The sequence below is a fragment of the Ruegeria sp. P10 genome, assembly GCF_056534925.1.
The window spans coordinates 60,229-74,983 of the sequence record NZ_JBQERJ010000014.1 but is presented as its reverse complement, the minus strand read 5'-3'; the positions used below and the strand labels follow the sequence as shown (position 1 = coordinate 74,983).

Below are 14,755 nucleotides of genomic sequence, written 5' to 3'. Positions count from 1 at the left end.
CGTAACCGCCGCTTCCGCCGCGTCCCAGCGCCTCAGCAGCGCCGGTGAAGGGGGTTCTAAGTATAACAAACAAATCCCGCAAGCGGAAAATGACGCCGCAGAGCATTTTTTTGAAAATTCTTAGATAACCATTTAAAAACAGCATATTACAAGCGTCGAAAGCTCACCTTTCCTGTGTCGGTCGGGACTCTCTCCATCGGATGGCCACGACACAACCAGGAAGACACAAGATGGCACTACTATATATAGGGAATCGACCGACACTGAACACAAGGCTGCGCGACTCAAGTCCGTGAATCGACTCGGGACTCTGCCAGAATCTGCATTGAAAACCTTAAAGGCCAGATTTCGAACTGCATCATGCCGAGGGGGCCTACATGATTCCGACCACACCTTGAGCGTGCCAACATTCTGAACACCAATCTTGAACATCCCACCGAGATGAGTTCTGGTCTGGGACATTCGTTTTCGACTTCTTCAGCGAGACAGGCATGACGCGTCACCTTACGTTCCCACTGGTCAGAACCGTCGGATTTGACGGAGCGCTTGTCACATTTGCGGACACGATGTCTGAGACAGCGAACCGAGCGGCGCTGGCCTTTCGATCTGAACTGGATCGGCTTCAATGGGCAGAGGTCACGGAATCTTCTGCCACGCTGGCCTCGGCATATGTCCGGTTCGATACGCAAAGCACCACCCACCAACAGATGCTGCACAAGCTTCAGGACCTCGTCGATCAGAAGGACTGGTACAGCACACCACTTCCAACAGGCCGCAGGCTGTGGCGAATTCCGACGGTCTATGGCACCGACCTTGCGCCCCAGCTGGACGATGCCGCTGCTGCTGCCGGTCTCGCGCCGGAAGAAGCAATACGGCGGCTTGGCCAGTCCCGCGTGCGGGTTTTGACGATAGGGTTCGCCCCCGGGCAACCCTACCTTGGGCCATTACCCCCCGAGTTCAATATTCCGCGGCTGCAAAATCTGACCCCCATGGTGCCCGAAGGCGCTCTGGTTCTTGCAATATCTCAGTTTGTCCTGTTTTCCGGGCCGACGCCAACCGGGTGGCGGCATGTCGGGCAGACGGCTTTTCGGTGTTTCCGGCCCGAGACGACCGAGGCATTCGCCCTCAAGCCTGGGGATGAACTGATATTCGAACCCATTTCCCGCGAAGACCTGGAACAAATCAGAGCCAAAAACGAAGATGGCACGGGCGGAGCAACCTGCGAGGAGATTGCGCCATGAGCCTGATCGTCCACCAGATCGGCCCGGCTTGCACCATCCAGGATCAGGGGCGCTCAGGTTATCTGGACCAGGGCCTGTCCCGGTCCGGGGCCGTCGATACACTGGCCCTTCATGAAGGCGCCGCATTGCTCGGCCAAAGCCCGGAACTTGCTGCGCTGGAAATGGCCGGAATGGGCGGCACGTTCGAGGCGGCACAGAACATGCGCATCGCATTGACCGGTGCGCAGATGCAGGCCAGCATTGATGGCAGCCCCGTGGCCTGGAATGCCTCGCATCACCTGAAGCCCGGACAACGGCTGGTCATCGGTGCGCTTCTGCAAGGCAATTACGGCTATCTTCATTTGGGGGGCGGTATCGATTCAGAGGTTTTTCTTGGATCTCGATCCGCGCATCTGACGGCACGGATCGGGCGAGCGGTGAAGCCGGGCGACCGGCTGACCTGTGGCGCGGAGGCAGGCGACGCTGGTTTGAAACTGCCCCCTTCCGAACGCTTCTCGGGTGGCGTTCTGCGTGTCGTCGCCAGCTTCCAGACGTCCTTGTTTGATGACGCAACGCTTGATCGGTTTGCGCGCACCTCATTCCATCGTGGCGCACGCGCCAACCGGATGGGGATGCAAGTCAACAGTGACGGCGACGGGTTTGCGGCCACTGGCCAACTGAACATCTTGTCCGAGGTTATTACCCCGGGCGACATCCAAATGACCGGAACCGGAGACCCGTTCATCCTGCTGCCCGAATGCCAGACCACAGGAGGGTATCCCCGCATCGCGACCGTTTTGCCCTGCGACATGCCCCGCGCAGCGCAGACACCCGCGGGCGGAGCGATCACGTTCGAATTTGTCAGCATCGAGCAAGCCACCGAATTGCACGCGGCATTCATGGCGGATCTTGCCCGCCTGCCCTCGAAAGTCGAAGCGTTGGTGCGTAACCCGCATGACATCCCGGACTTGCTGTCCTACCAATTGATCAGCGGAGTGATCTCTGCCACCGACTAAGGAGATGTGCCGATGCCAAGCGTCGATCTGAATGCCGATATGGGTGAAAGCTTTGGCCCATGGAAAATGGGCGACGACGAAAGCCTTCTGAAGATCATCACCTCGGCCAATATTGCCTGTGGCTTTCATGCGGGTGATCCGGATGTAATGGCATCGACAATGAAGCTGGCGGCCGAGAATGGTGTCGGTATCGGGGCGCATCCCGGGTTTCCCGACCTGCAAGGCTTTGGCCGCCGGAATATGAAGCTGTCTCAGGACACCCTCCGCAATCTGGTGCGGTATCAGTTGGGCGCAGCCATGGGCATGGCCAATGCGGTTGGCACCAGAGTTCGCCATCTAAAGCTGCACGGCGCACTGGCCAATATGTGTTCGCTCGATGTCGATATGGCGCGGGCCTGCTATCAGGGCGCGCTGGACGTCGATCCCGACATCATCGTGATGGTTCTTGCCGTGACGAAACAAGAAGACGCCGTGCGCGAGCTGGGCTGCAAATGGGTGGGCGAGATTTTTGCCGACCGCGCCTACAATGACGACGGAACATTGGTTGACCGCAGCCTGCCCGGCGCGGTGATCCACGACGCGGATGTCGCAGGACCTCGCATCCTGAACATGGTCCGCGAAGGCGCGATCATCACCGAAAGCGGCAAGCGGCTGGAAACATCGATCGACACAATCTGCCTGCATGGTGACGGACCAACTGCGGTGCAGATCGCCCGTTCTGTTCGTGAAAGCCTGATCGGGGGCGGTGTCGAGGTGACGACATTCACCCGCTGAACATCATGGGTTAACGTCGGCAACCCAAATTCACGACTGTTGCCCGTACAGGCCTCAGCGCCTAGCATGGTGGGCAAACGCATATTCTGAATACTGCAATTTCAAACAATGCCTTGACCCATGCCGGGCAAGTGCAAGGAGGTCTTGGAATGTCATTTGATCTGATGTCTTATCAGCCCCGGGGCGACAAGAAGAACTCGGACTTCTTCAACGAATACCTTCCAAAGATTTACGAACGCCGGACAAGCTCGGGCATTGCGGATCAGGTCGGCGCAATGCGGGCCATCATCATTCAGGTCGAACCTGACGCGGTGTTCGACACAATGGTCGAACTTTACGTGATGACACCCTATCGGCACACCGCCAGCTATCTGGGACGAACCCACAGAGTCTCGGTTCTGCATTCACATCCCGACTATCCTGCGCTGATCCTGATGGCGCCGCTCAGCCCCGGATTCGAAGACTTTATCCCCCGCATCAATCGCATGTATCCACTGGCGCGCAACACACCGCAGACGCGCTATGTCGGCGAGGTATTTGCTGCCTGTGATCTGGACGCGCTGACCCATGCACTTGAGGATCAGAACATACGTTTCGAATATCCCGGAGATACCGAGAACCCGTTCTACACATCGGACGGGTTCCGATTCACCACCCCGTCCGATTTCACCTGCAACCGCGTCGGGTATTCGACCCACGACTTTAACGACACCGACAGTCTGGGCCTTGGGGATCGCGTGTTGCTGAGCGACACGGAACAGGCCCGTCTGGAACAGGCCGCCGCCTTTGGAACCGACAGCAAAATCGCCCCGCTGATGCTGGGAATCGACCATCTTGCGACGCGGGTCCTGGCGGGCGAGCGCGAGGATGCGATCCTCGAGTTTCTGACCATGGTGCCCTATTATTTCTGGGGCGCTTACAACATATTCGACATGAACTCATCGACCAACGTGAACCGCAACGGCAATGTGGACGATGACAAAAAATCTCCGGCCAAGGTATTCACCGCAAACAACACGCCATCCTTCGTCAACTCCTTCGCCAAACTGCCGATGCCGACCGAGGATTTCGTGCGCAATTTTGGCCGTCGTCTGCACCACATGGCCGTCGAGATTCAGGATGGCGATCACGGCGCCGGGGAAAAGAACGTCGATTTCGTTGTGAACACTTTGAAGGACAAGGGTGTGCCGTTCCTGGCCCATGTGGTGGGCGAGTGCAAAGACGACCCGAACCTGAAACAGATCTTCTCGAAACACTCCAAGCATACCCTGCTGATTACCGAGTATATCGAGCGGTGCCACAAATATGATGGGTTCTTCACCAAGGACAATGTCGCCGCCCTGACAGCCGCCGCCGGACAGGACGAACAATACCAGCACGGTCACGTTTTCGATTGAAAAAAGGGCTGCGGAATACCGCAGCCCAGACCCATTCAGGAGAGAATATGCCGAACCTTATGATGGCCCGATCATGAAACAGGTGACGTTGCGGGCCTGCAAACGGCGACAGGCCAGATCCGCCTGTTCGCGGGTCATGCCCTGAAAGGTTGCGTCGAACCCACGCGCGCTTTGGTTCACTTTGCGCAGCGTGCCTTCCAGTGTGGTCATTTCCGACAATGCGGTTTTCAGCAAAACCTTCTCGGCCTCATACCGCGTGGTATAGCGCCCCACATTGACCCCCCACAGGTGCCCACCTGACGAAGACAGCCGAGTGACAACCTCCTGCTCAGGCTCTGGCTGCTTGGTGGAATCCGTCGAAGCCAGAACCAGATTGTCGGGGCGCAATGCCGGACGGGTATCGGATGTTTCCACCGGCGGTGCCGTTGGTGCGATATCCGCTTCGGCAATGGCCGCCGCGATCGCGCTGTTAATGCGGCCACGATTCTCATCAGCTGTCACAGCAACCGCGCTTGCGACTTGCGTCGACGCGGAGGGGCGCCGAACCGGGCGCAAACTGGATTTTGGCGCGCCGCTCACGCTGGCGACCTGCGTCCCGACACCCAATCCGGTATTTCCAGCATAGGCCGGTCGGGCAGGTTTGCGAATGGGCGCACGGGACGGGGCGCGGCGGAAACCCAAATCCAGAAGCTCGGCAACCTTGGCATTCCGAGAGGCGCCGGACTTTCCGCCGAAAACGGTGGCGATGATGCGTTCATCCTTGCGTTTTGCCGATGCCACAAGATTGAACCCCGCCGCACGGGTGTAACCGGTTTTGATGCCGTCGGCGCCTTTGTAGGCCGCCAGCAGGCGACGGTTGGTGTTGGGAACGGTTTTGATCCCTGCATGCGTCGATTGACGCGAGAAAAGGTTATAGTATTGCGGATAGTCATACAGCAGATGCCGACCCAGCGTGGTCATGTCACGTGCGGTCGAAAGATGCCCCGCCTCGGTCAAACCATGGGCGTTCTTGAAGGTTGTGCGGCTCATCCCCATCGCCTTGGCGGTTCGCGTCATACGACGCGCAAAAGCTGCCTCGGACCCGCTGATGGCAATACCGATGGCCGTGGCAGCATCATTGGCCGATTTCACAGCAGCCGCGCGGATGAGATAGCGAAAAGCAATTGTCTGACCAGCGCGCAGGCCCAGCTTCGACGGTGGCTCGGCTGCCGCCTTTTTGGTGATCCGAACCGGGGTATCCAGAGTGATCTCACCGTTCCGCACCGCTTCGAACGCGATATAAAGCGTCATCATCTTGGTCAGCGATGCCGGGTGAAGCCTTGTATCAGCATTGCGCGAATGCAGAACCTCTCCGGTTCGGGCATCAATCACCATCGCTGCGTAAGGTGCCGCCATGGACCTGAGCGGCGCAAACGCCAGCACGCACAACACCACTATGAGAAAAAAGCCCATTCGGGCCGGAACTGTCCGCCGAATCTGCACGATTTTTGCCTCTGTCTGCCTCGCGCCGCTGGGTTTTCCCAGTCAGCAAAAATTATTTTATTATCGTAAACTCTATCACAGAGACTTGGTGAAATAAACCGAAAGCTGAGCATTTCGCGGTTTCGTTAGGTTGCCTGAACTGGGCTATATCTAGACAAATACTGCCCAAAGCCCACCAGATGCGCGATTGAGGCAGAACTTGGTCAACACCCGGCAGGGTTTTCGTGGAACTGCGGCCAATAGGCAACATCACTTCAGGCTATGCACCAGATCGGCCAGACCGCCCAAATCCCTCAACTCCCGGAATCGGGGACTGTCGACCGGGGCTTCGGCATGCTCCACCTCCCAGACAAGACCGTGCGGGACATGAACCCCCCAGCTTCCTGCCTGGATCGGAGCCACAACATCAGATCGCATGGAATTGCCAACCATCATCGCGCGCGCCGGGCCATCACCATGCCGCTCAAATATCGACCGGTAAGTTTCAGGGGTCTTTTCAGACACGATTTCCACTGCGTCAAACAGATCGCCCAGACCCGACTGGGCCAGTTTGCGTTCCTGGTCGATCAGGTCCCCTTTGGTAATCAAGACAACCCGGCACAAGCCTGTCATGCCTTCCACCGCGTCGCGGGCATGGGGCAACAGCTCGATCGGATAGGCCAGCATCTCTTGCCCGGCTTTGATCAATTGGCGAATGACCGAGGCCGGCACACGGTCATCCGTGACCTCGAGAGCGGTTTCGATCATCGACAGAACAAAGCCCTTGATGCCATAGCCATAGTGTCGAATGTTGCGCTTTTCGGCCGCCAGAAGCCGCTCCATCAGATGATCCTGGTCGGCATGATCGGCCAGCAGCTCGGCAAAATGCGCCTGCGTCAGCTGAAAAAAACGCTCATTGTGCCACAGGGTATCATCCGCATCGAAACCGATTGTCGTCAGCTTGTCAGTCATCTCGTTTACGTCCGCTTGCTCTTTTCACCGGCCATCCCCACGTTATATAAGCGCGAAGATAAACCCCAAAACTGAATCGGACAGTTGCCTACGATGCTGGAAAAGACCTGGATGATGTCTGACGAACCGGACGACGACAGCGACGCGTCCGTTCTGGTACAGACGCGCCCAAAAACCAAGCGTCCGCCTTTGTACAAGGTGCTGTTGCTGAACGACGATTACACGCCGATGGAATTCGTGGTTCATGTTCTGGAACGTTTCTTCGGCATGACCCATGCAGAAGCATTCGAGATCATGCTGACCGTGCATAAAAAAGGTGTGGCCGTCGTCGGGGTCTTCAGCCATGAAATTGCCGAGACCAAAGTTGGCCAGGTTATGGATTTCGCCCGCCGGCACCAGCACCCGCTGCAATGCACCATGGAACGCGAAGAATAAGGCTTTTCGCCTGACCCTCACACATATTTGCCGGAATTGCCCATGTCCCCTCGCCTGGAACTTGCATTGCAGAACGGCCTGTCGCTGTCGTCGCCCCTCAGCGTGATCTGCCCTGTTCCAACCCATGATCTGTCGGCGCTTCCCCATGCGGCGCAGGTGGTGCAGCCGTTCAAACCTTTTTATGACCATTTTGCCGCGCAGGGCTTTGACACGGTGCCCGAGGCAGAAAACCCTTGCGAGGATGCAATTGTGTTTTTGCCGCGGGCCAAGGCGCTTGCACGGGCGATGATCCATCTGGCCAGCTCACGAGCCCGCGGCGTTGTCGTGATCGATGGCGCAAAGACCGATGGCGTGGACAGCATTCTGAAAGATGTTCGCAAAAGGGTCTCGGTCGAAGGGCCTCTGTCCAAAGCACACGGAAAAATCTTCTGGTTTCAGGCTGACCCGCACAGCTTTGCAGATTGGGCTGCGCCAAAGACGCAGATCGTCGATGGGTACCACACGGCACCGGGTGTGTTTTCAGCGGACGGGATCGATCCCGCCTCGGCCATGTTGCTGAACGCCTTGCCTGCCAAGCTGGGGCCGCGCGTGGCCGATCTGGGTGCCGGGTGGGGGTATCTGACCGCAGAGCTTTTGAAGCGCGACAACCTAAAATCCGTGCATCTTGTCGAAGCAGACCACACGGCCCTTGCCTGCGCGCGCATCAACGCCTCTGACCCCAGGGCCCGGTTTTATTGGGCTGACGCCGTTACTTGGACGGCGCCAGAGCCATTGGACACGGTTGTAATGAACCCCCCGTTTCACACCTCACGCAGTGCCGACCCCACGCTGGGGCAGGGTTTCATCGCAGCAGCGGCACGCAATCTGACGCGCAACGGAACCCTATGGATGGTCGCCAATCGCCACCTTCCCTACGAAACCACTCTGAACGAACACTTCGCTCGGGTCGATGAAGCCGCCGGCGACAACCGGTTCAAGGTGTTTGACGCCTCTCGCCCTCGGCGATAAGGCCAGCTAACCTGCCCCTAATTCAGGAGGATTCGGATGTCCTTTTCCATCGCAGGCAAGACCGCAATCGTTACAGGCGGGGCCAATGGCATCGGGCTGGCCATAGGTCGGCATTTCGCGGATGCGGGCGCAAATGTCATGTTCGCCGATATAGATGAAAAACGTCTGGTCGATGAGCTGGGGGAACAGGCAGAAGACGGCAATATTCGGTATTTCGCAGGCGACCTGCGTGAAAAGCTGACCATTGCCAATTTGCTGTCGGCAACACTGGATGCGTTTGATCAGGTGGATATTCTGATCAACGGCGCGCGCCAGGTGATCCAGTCTGATCCGCTTGATCCCGATGACGACTCGATGCGCACCTTGCTGAACCAGAACCTGATGCCTGCGCTGCGGCTCAGCCAGTTGGTCGCAAAGCGTATGATCAAACAGGCCGGGGATGACGATGAAAGCCCTGCTGGATCGATCATCAACCTGTCATCCATCGCGGCCCGCCGCACGCATCCCGACCTGATGGCCTATTCCGTGTCGACCGCCGCGCTGGACCAGATGACACGTTCACTGGCGGTGGCGTTGGCGCCGAACCGCATCCGGGTCAATTCGATTGCGCTCGGCTCGGTCATGAGTGCATCACTGCAATCGACGCTGAGAGAGAACCGGGAATTCCGCAACGATATCGAAAAGCACACACCGCTTGCCCGTATCGCGTCGGCCACTGAATTGACGGAAACCGCGCAGTATCTGGCATCGGATGCAGCCGGATTCATCACCGGCCAGATCCTGACAATCGACGGCGGCCGCACATTGCTTGACCCTGTTGCCGCACCTGCGCATTGAGACCCATGTTCGAAACAGAAAAAAACACCGCCTCTGCCTGGTTCCGCCAATTGCGCGACGACATCGTTGCCGCATTCGAAGCATTGGAGGACAACCACGACACCGGCCCGTTTTCAGACGCAAAGCCCGGCCGCTTTGAAGTCAAGGAAACCAAACGCCAGTCCGAGGACGGCTCTGACGCAGGGGGCGGTCTGATGTCCGTGATGCGCGGCGGGCGTGTGTTTGAAAAGGTCGGAGTCAATGTCTCGACAGTTTACGGGACCCTGGGCGAGCGTGCACAACAGGCAATGGCAGCACGCAAAGGCATTCCCGGGATGACCGAAGACCCGCGCTTCTGGGCCTCGGGGATCAGCCTCGTGGCGCATATGCAGAATCCCCATGTCCCGGCGGTGCATATGAACACTCGGATGTTCTGGACCCCGCACGCCTGGTGGTTCGGCGGCGGATCGGATCTGAACCCCTGCATCGAATATGATGACGATACGGCGCATTTCCATGATACCCAAAAGGCTCATCTGGACCCGCATGGACCCGGACATTATCCACGCCTGAAAGAGTGGGCGGACGAGTATTTCTATATTCCCCACCGCAAACGCGCACGCGGCGTGGGCGGTATTTTCATGGATGATTATTGCACCGGAGACTGGCAGGCCGATTTCGCCCTGACTCAGGATATCGGTCGGGCTTTCCTGCCCGCTTTCGTGCCATTGGTTGAAAAACGGCGCGCACAGGGTTTCTTGGACGCCGACAAAGACACCCAGCTGGTGCATCGCGGTCTTTATGCGGAATACAATCTGGTCTATGACCGCGGCACCAAGTTCGGACTGGAAACCGGACATGATCCGGACGCGGTTCTGATGAGCCTGCCACCATTGGCGAAATGGGTCTGACGCTCAGAACGTGTCCATGATGAAGTTGTCATAGCAGTAGTTCTGCGCCGACGACGCCGACATGTTGGCCCCGACTTTCCTGACGGTGATGGAATATCCCGGCTTGGTATCCGCCCCCGGCGGCGGGGTCAGCGAGAATTGCACGGTCCGGACGCCGGGTTCATAGGCGCGCCAGATATAGATCCGTTGGTTGTTTGGCACGCCCAGACTGCGGATCGCGTAATCCCCAATTCCACACCAATAATTCACGGGCGCTGAGGATCCGATGGCCTTGACCTCGTAGACACCGTCCGGCATCGGCGTGATTTCCGTACGGAATTGCGGCCGAACGGACAGGCCGAAACCGACAGCCTCGGCCATCGCAGGTATCGATAAAAGCGCGGCAGCAGCCAGAGTCTTGAATGAACGCATAATCCAGGTATCCCGAAACAAGGGTCCGATACCAATAGCATAGTCGGGACGACCTGCGAGTAAAGCAGGACAGGCCAACGAGCCGGCAACACTGACCACATCAAAGAATTTATTCTACCCATATTGCAGGAAAGCAGTACACTCGCTGTAGACTTTTGGTTCCCGTTACACTGTTGGGCATCTCTTTGAGCAAGACGTTTCCAAAAGACTGGTTCGACTTCACGCCGGAAAAATATGCGGATCTGGGCGCTATGTTCTATCTGGCGGGTTTGACGAAAACACATCAGAAACGCAGTCTGGCACAGGTTTTGTACGCGTTCGAAACTCCGTTTCGCCTGGGCCAGTACCATATCTTCCGGCAGCACGGATTCCCTCGTGGTTTTGTCACCTTCGCCGGGCTCAACCCCGAAGCCGAGTTCCGTTATGCGGTGAAAGAAAAACCCCTTTCCGACACGGACTTCACCAGCGGATCATCCTTCTGGATCATTGATCTTGTGGCTCCGTTTGGACAGACCAGCCAAATTGTTGATATCCTCAAGCAGGAAATCCCGCACCCGCGTGTGCGCACCAACCGGATGGACAGTGACATGACACGCAATCGCATTGTTGAATGGACGCGGGATGAAGCGGGCGAGGTTCACATGCGCCTGTATCGCAAGAAGGAATTTGAACGCGTGTTGCAGCAAGGCGAGGGTTAATTGGTTTCAGTTCCGATCACAGGTGAACTGACCGGGGATGTGACTGGTTTTCCACCCAACGTTGAGACGGGACAACCCACTCTGGACAATGGAAACTTCAATCCGGTCACGCAAACCTGGACGATTGCGGCACAACCCGCCAACGGCACCGCCTCGATCGACCCGAACACGGGAGAGTGGACCTATACCGTCGACCCGACATTTTTCGATGGCCTCGACAAAGGCGAAGTCGTCTTCGATTCTTTCTTCATCAGCGTCTCGGGTACAACACAAGCCGGCCCATTCACCCTTCCATTCACCGGCACACCGGACCCGGTGGAAGTGGTCATCCGGATCGAGGGCGTCTGTTTTGCGGCCGGAACCCTGATCGAAACTGAAAGCGGCCCGCTTGCGATCGAAACGCTGGACGCGGGTCATATGGTGGCCACTGCCGATCACGGTCTGCAACCTATCCGCTGGATCGAAAGCAGCAGAATTCCACCCGAACGATTATGCGATGAACCTGCTTTGCGCCCCGTTCGTATCTCGGCGGGCAGTCTGGGGCCGAACGAACCCTCACGGGACCTTCTGGTGTCGCAGCAGCACAGGATCCTGGTCAAAGGCCCGAAAGTCGAGCTGCTTTTCGGCGCATTCGAAGCCCTGGTTGCCGCCAAACACCTGTGCGGATGGCCCGGCATCTGCATCGATACATCGGTTCAAACGGTCGAATATCTCCACGTCCTGCTGGACCGGCATGAGATCCTGAACGCCGAGGGCGCGCAGGCCGAAAGCCTGTTTCTGGGGGAAGAGGCCCTTTATGGGCTGTCCTCTGAGGCATTGCGGGAACTGGCTTCGATATTCCCCGACAGACCGACCTCGGGTCACACCGGGTTCGGGCGCGCGGCTCGTCTGATACTGCGCGAACACGAAGCCCGCGCCCTCGCCTGAGCCTAGCTGCTGGCCACAATGCGCCCGCCGACATCCTGCGGGGCCAATGCAACCGTCTTGATCACGGCATAACATGTGCTGCCCGGTTTCAGGTTCAGGGCCGCAACAGATCGACGCGTAACCCGCGCAAGCACATTGCCCGCCGGGGTCTTTACCGACACGATGGCACCCGGCCCCTCGCCTGACCGGATCGAGTCCACGGTCCCGCCAAGCACGTTCAGCGCCGAAAGCCCCTCGGGTTTGTTGTTCGACAGGATCACTTCCTGAGCGGGTATCCGAATCCGCAAGTTTGCCCCGACCTCATGCGCGACACGAGGCAGAAACAGCCGCGCGCCATTGGCGTTCAACTCTGTCAGCCCGTCGGAATGATGCTTTGCAACCTGAACCTGCAACACGGCCCCGACGGCACGAATTCCCGCAGGGGCGACTGACGGGTCGGCAAGCATTTCGGATGCGGGCCCGTGGCGAACTGCCTTGCCATCCTGCAACGCAACAACGGACGTTGCCAACCGGGCCACTTCGGCGGCAGAGTGGGTCACATAGAGGATCGGAACCGAGACCTCGTCCCTGAGACGCTCGAAATAGGGCAGGATTTCCGCTTTTCGCTCATCATCCAGTGCTGCCAACGGTTCATCTGCAAGGATCAACCGCGGGCTTGCCAACAAGGCCCGCCCGATGGCGACGCGCTGTTTCTCACCGCCTGACAACCCGGCAGGTCTGCGGTCCAGCAGATGACCGATGCCCAGCATGTCGATGACCCTGTCGGGGTCTTCGCGGCGTGTGTTTTTCGGCGCAAACCAACGCCCATAGGCAAGGTTCTGGCGCACGGTCAGATGGGGGAACAACCGCCCTTCCTGAAAAATATACCCCAATCGGCGCCGATGCGGCGGCAGCCACAGGCCCTGTTCCGTGTCGAACAGAACCCAGCCATCTACCGACACCCGGCCCGCCTGGGGCCGCAACAACCCTGCCACGGCATTGACGATGGTGGTCTTGCCCGATCCCGAGCGCCCGAACAGCACCGTCACGCCCGGTGGCGCATCAAAACTGACATCCAGATCGATCCCCGACAGATGGTGGTGCAACCGAACAGACAGGCTCATGATCCGGCCACCCGAGCTGCAGCACGCCGCCCCACATACTCCGACAGCAACAACGCGCTCATTGCGATGACGATCGATATCAGAACCAGCCGCGTCGCGGCTGCCTCGCCGCCCGGGACCTGCAAAAAGGCGTAGACAGCCGAAGGCAACGTCTGCGTCTGACCCGGGATGTTGGACACGAAGGTAATCGTCGCACCAAATTCACCCATGGCCTTGGCGAAGGCCAGAATAGCCCCGGCTATGACACCCGGTAAAATCATCGGCAAGGTCACCGTACAAAACACCATCGGACGCGACGCGCCCAGAGTTGCCCCGGCCTGTTCCAGCTTCGGGTCCACCGCTTCGATCGACAAACGTATCGCCCGGACCATCAAAGGGAAGGCCATGATCCCGGCGGCAAGGGCCGCGCCTGTCCAGCGAAAGGCCACTACGATCCCGAACTCGGCGAGAAACCGTCCCAGCGGCCCTTGAATGCCGAAGGTCAGCAACAGCAGGTATCCGGTGACAACCGGCGGCAGGATCAAAGGCAAATGCACCAGACCATTCAAAACCTGTCGTCCAGGAAACCGCCAACGTGCCAGAGCATAAGCGACAAATATCCCAAACGGCAAAGTCGCCAGCGTCGCCCAGAAAGACACGCGCAATGAAAGCTTCAAAGCTTCCATTTCGGCAGGCCCCAACCAATCCAAGGCAATCACCTGACCGGCAGGGTAAATCCCTGCTCCAGAAATACAGCCGTGGCTGCATCCGTTTTCAGGTGTTCAAGAAAGGCGTGTGCTCCTTCTTTTGCATTGAGGGTCAGTGCCGCAGGGTAAATTATCGGTGGATGCAGATCGGCAGGGAATGTCGCAACGACTTGGACCCTTTCTTCCACCCTGGCATCTGATTGGTACACGATCCCAAGCGGCGCGGCCCCTGCCGCCACCAGAGCCAGCGCAGCGCGCACATTGTCGGCCTGCGCCACCTGTGTCCGCACGTCCTCCCACTGGTTCAGACTTTGCAAAGCAGCTTTGCCATAGATACCGGCAGGCACCGCGTCGACCAGTGCCATGGCCAGATAGCCGTCTTTCAAGTCCGCCTTGAGGTCATATCCGGGCTGGATCTCACCCACTTGCGCATGATCTTCAGCCCCGATCAGAACAAGGCCGTTGCCCAGCAGATCAACCCGAGAGTCTGCCCGGATCAAACCGTCCTGCTCCAACACATCCATCCAATCCGTATTGGCCGAGACAAACACATCCGCAGGCGCGCCTTGCTGAATCTGCCGGGCGAGGACCGACGACGCCGCATAGGAAACGGAAACGCTCTGACCGGTCTGCTTTTCGTACCCTGCAACGATTTCATCCAATGCGGTCTTGAGGCTGGCCGCTGCAAAGACCAGAATGCCTTCTGCACCGGCCTGAATCGGGGCCAGCGCCGTCATGCCAAGGACCAATGCCACCATCCAAAATCGGCGGGCGAAGGATAGGGTCATGTACACTCCCGACCGGTTTGCTTCAGTCTCTCTGGGGATATCGGACGTCACCGGTGGCGCGCAAGCGCCTTTGGCCATTTACACATGATGGGTCGCAGGTTGAGCAAGGCGGTTTCCATCGATCCGTCTTAA

General features: G+C 58.3%; 16 protein-coding genes. 10 read left to right on the top strand and 6 right to left on the bottom strand.

Going from position 1 to position 14,755, the window contains the following annotated elements; translation table 11 throughout:
- Positions 1-491 precede the first annotated feature (491 nt).
- The 4 genes from ACR0FB_RS19390 (at position 492) to ACR0FB_RS19375 (ending at position 4,407) form a co-directional block, all read left to right on the top strand.
- On the top strand, positions 492-1,241 hold the full coding sequence (locus ACR0FB_RS19390; RefSeq protein WP_209835343.1) for a 5-oxoprolinase subunit B family protein: 750 nt from the start codon (positions 492-494) through the stop codon (positions 1,239-1,241).
- A complete protein-coding gene (locus ACR0FB_RS19385; protein WP_480621607.1) occupies positions 1,238-2,236 on the top strand; it encodes a 5-oxoprolinase subunit C family protein in 999 nt (332 codons plus the stop codon). The genes ACR0FB_RS19390 and ACR0FB_RS19385 overlap by 4 nt, the downstream gene beginning before the upstream one ends.
- Positions 2,237-2,248: 12 nt before the next feature.
- Positions 2,249-3,010 (top strand): LamB/YcsF family protein, encoded by a 762-nt coding sequence (locus tag ACR0FB_RS19380; RefSeq protein WP_171637976.1) that lies wholly within the window; start codon positions 2,249-2,251, stop codon positions 3,008-3,010.
- A 149-nt stretch (positions 3,011-3,159) separates the two neighbouring features.
- The gene (locus ACR0FB_RS19375; RefSeq protein WP_480621608.1) at positions 3,160-4,407 is read left to right on the top strand and encodes a hypothetical protein; all 1,248 of its coding nucleotides are present in this window, start codon (positions 3,160-3,162) and stop codon (positions 4,405-4,407) included.
- Between the two features lie 57 nt (positions 4,408-4,464).
- Here ACR0FB_RS19375 and ACR0FB_RS19370 read toward each other — a convergent pair whose 3' ends face one another.
- Positions 4,465-5,859, bottom strand: coding sequence for a D-alanyl-D-alanine carboxypeptidase family protein (locus tag ACR0FB_RS19370; RefSeq protein ID WP_210093701.1), 1,395 nt, complete (start codon positions 5,857-5,859; stop codon positions 4,465-4,467).
- Positions 5,860-6,138: 279 nt separating this feature from the next.
- Positions 6,139-6,840: an HAD family hydrolase gene (locus tag ACR0FB_RS19365; RefSeq protein ID WP_480621609.1), complete on the bottom strand. Its 702-nt coding sequence runs from the start codon at positions 6,838-6,840 to the stop codon at positions 6,139-6,141.
- A gap of 93 nt (positions 6,841-6,933) precedes the next feature.
- On the opposite strand from ACR0FB_RS19365, the gene clpS reads away from it, so the two are divergent.
- The 4 genes from clpS to hemF are packed head-to-tail and all read left to right on the top strand — an operon-like array spanning position 6,934 to position 10,010.
- Positions 6,934-7,275: an ATP-dependent Clp protease adapter ClpS gene (clpS, locus tag ACR0FB_RS19360; protein WP_152456986.1), complete on the top strand. Its 342-nt coding sequence runs from the start codon at positions 6,934-6,936 to the stop codon at positions 7,273-7,275.
- A gap of 42 nt (positions 7,276-7,317) precedes the next feature.
- Entirely contained in the window at positions 7,318-8,283 is a 966-nt protein-coding gene (locus tag ACR0FB_RS19355; RefSeq protein WP_171725057.1) for a class I SAM-dependent methyltransferase, read from the top strand.
- Between the two features lie 36 nt (positions 8,284-8,319).
- A complete protein-coding gene (locus tag ACR0FB_RS19350; RefSeq protein ID WP_480621610.1) occupies positions 8,320-9,120 on the top strand; it encodes an SDR family NAD(P)-dependent oxidoreductase in 801 nt (266 codons plus the stop codon).
- Positions 9,121-9,125: 5 nt separating this feature from the next.
- Positions 9,126-10,010 carry an oxygen-dependent coproporphyrinogen oxidase gene (gene hemF / locus ACR0FB_RS19345; RefSeq protein ID WP_171637987.1) on the top strand — a complete coding sequence of 295 codons (885 nt, stop codon included), beginning with the start codon at positions 9,126-9,128 and terminating at the stop codon, positions 10,008-10,010.
- A gap of 3 nt (positions 10,011-10,013) precedes the next feature.
- Here the strand turns inward: hemF and ACR0FB_RS19340 are convergent, their stop codons facing one another.
- On the bottom strand, positions 10,014-10,421 hold the full coding sequence (locus ACR0FB_RS19340) for a hypothetical protein (RefSeq protein WP_171637989.1): 408 nt from the start codon (positions 10,419-10,421) through the stop codon (positions 10,014-10,016).
- Between the two features lie 185 nt (positions 10,422-10,606).
- Between ACR0FB_RS19340 and ACR0FB_RS19335 the strand changes: the two genes are divergently transcribed.
- Complete coding sequence (locus ACR0FB_RS19335; protein WP_171637991.1) at positions 10,607-11,119, top strand: toxin-activating lysine-acyltransferase; 513 nt, start codon at positions 10,607-10,609, stop codon at positions 11,117-11,119.
- On the top strand, positions 11,120-12,046 hold the full coding sequence (locus ACR0FB_RS19330; RefSeq protein ID WP_480621611.1) for a Hint domain-containing protein: 927 nt from the start codon (positions 11,120-11,122) through the stop codon (positions 12,044-12,046). It begins immediately after the preceding gene.
- Between the two features lie 2 nt (positions 12,047-12,048).
- On the opposite strand, the gene modC is transcribed toward ACR0FB_RS19330, so the two are convergent.
- The 3 genes from modC to modA are packed head-to-tail and all read right to left on the bottom strand — an operon-like array spanning position 12,049 to position 14,623.
- On the bottom strand, positions 12,049-13,149 hold the full coding sequence (modC, locus tag ACR0FB_RS19325; protein ID WP_480621612.1) for a molybdenum ABC transporter ATP-binding protein: 1,101 nt from the start codon (positions 13,147-13,149) through the stop codon (positions 12,049-12,051).
- On the bottom strand, positions 13,146-13,838 hold the full coding sequence (modB, locus tag ACR0FB_RS19320) for a molybdate ABC transporter permease subunit (RefSeq protein ID WP_209835334.1): 693 nt from the start codon (positions 13,836-13,838) through the stop codon (positions 13,146-13,148). The genes modC and modB overlap by 4 nt, the downstream gene beginning before the upstream one ends.
- Positions 13,839-13,843: 5 nt before the next feature.
- A complete protein-coding gene (gene modA, locus ACR0FB_RS19315; RefSeq protein WP_480621613.1) occupies positions 13,844-14,623 on the bottom strand; it encodes a molybdate ABC transporter substrate-binding protein in 780 nt (259 codons plus the stop codon).
- Positions 14,624-14,755: the final 132 nt, after the last annotated feature.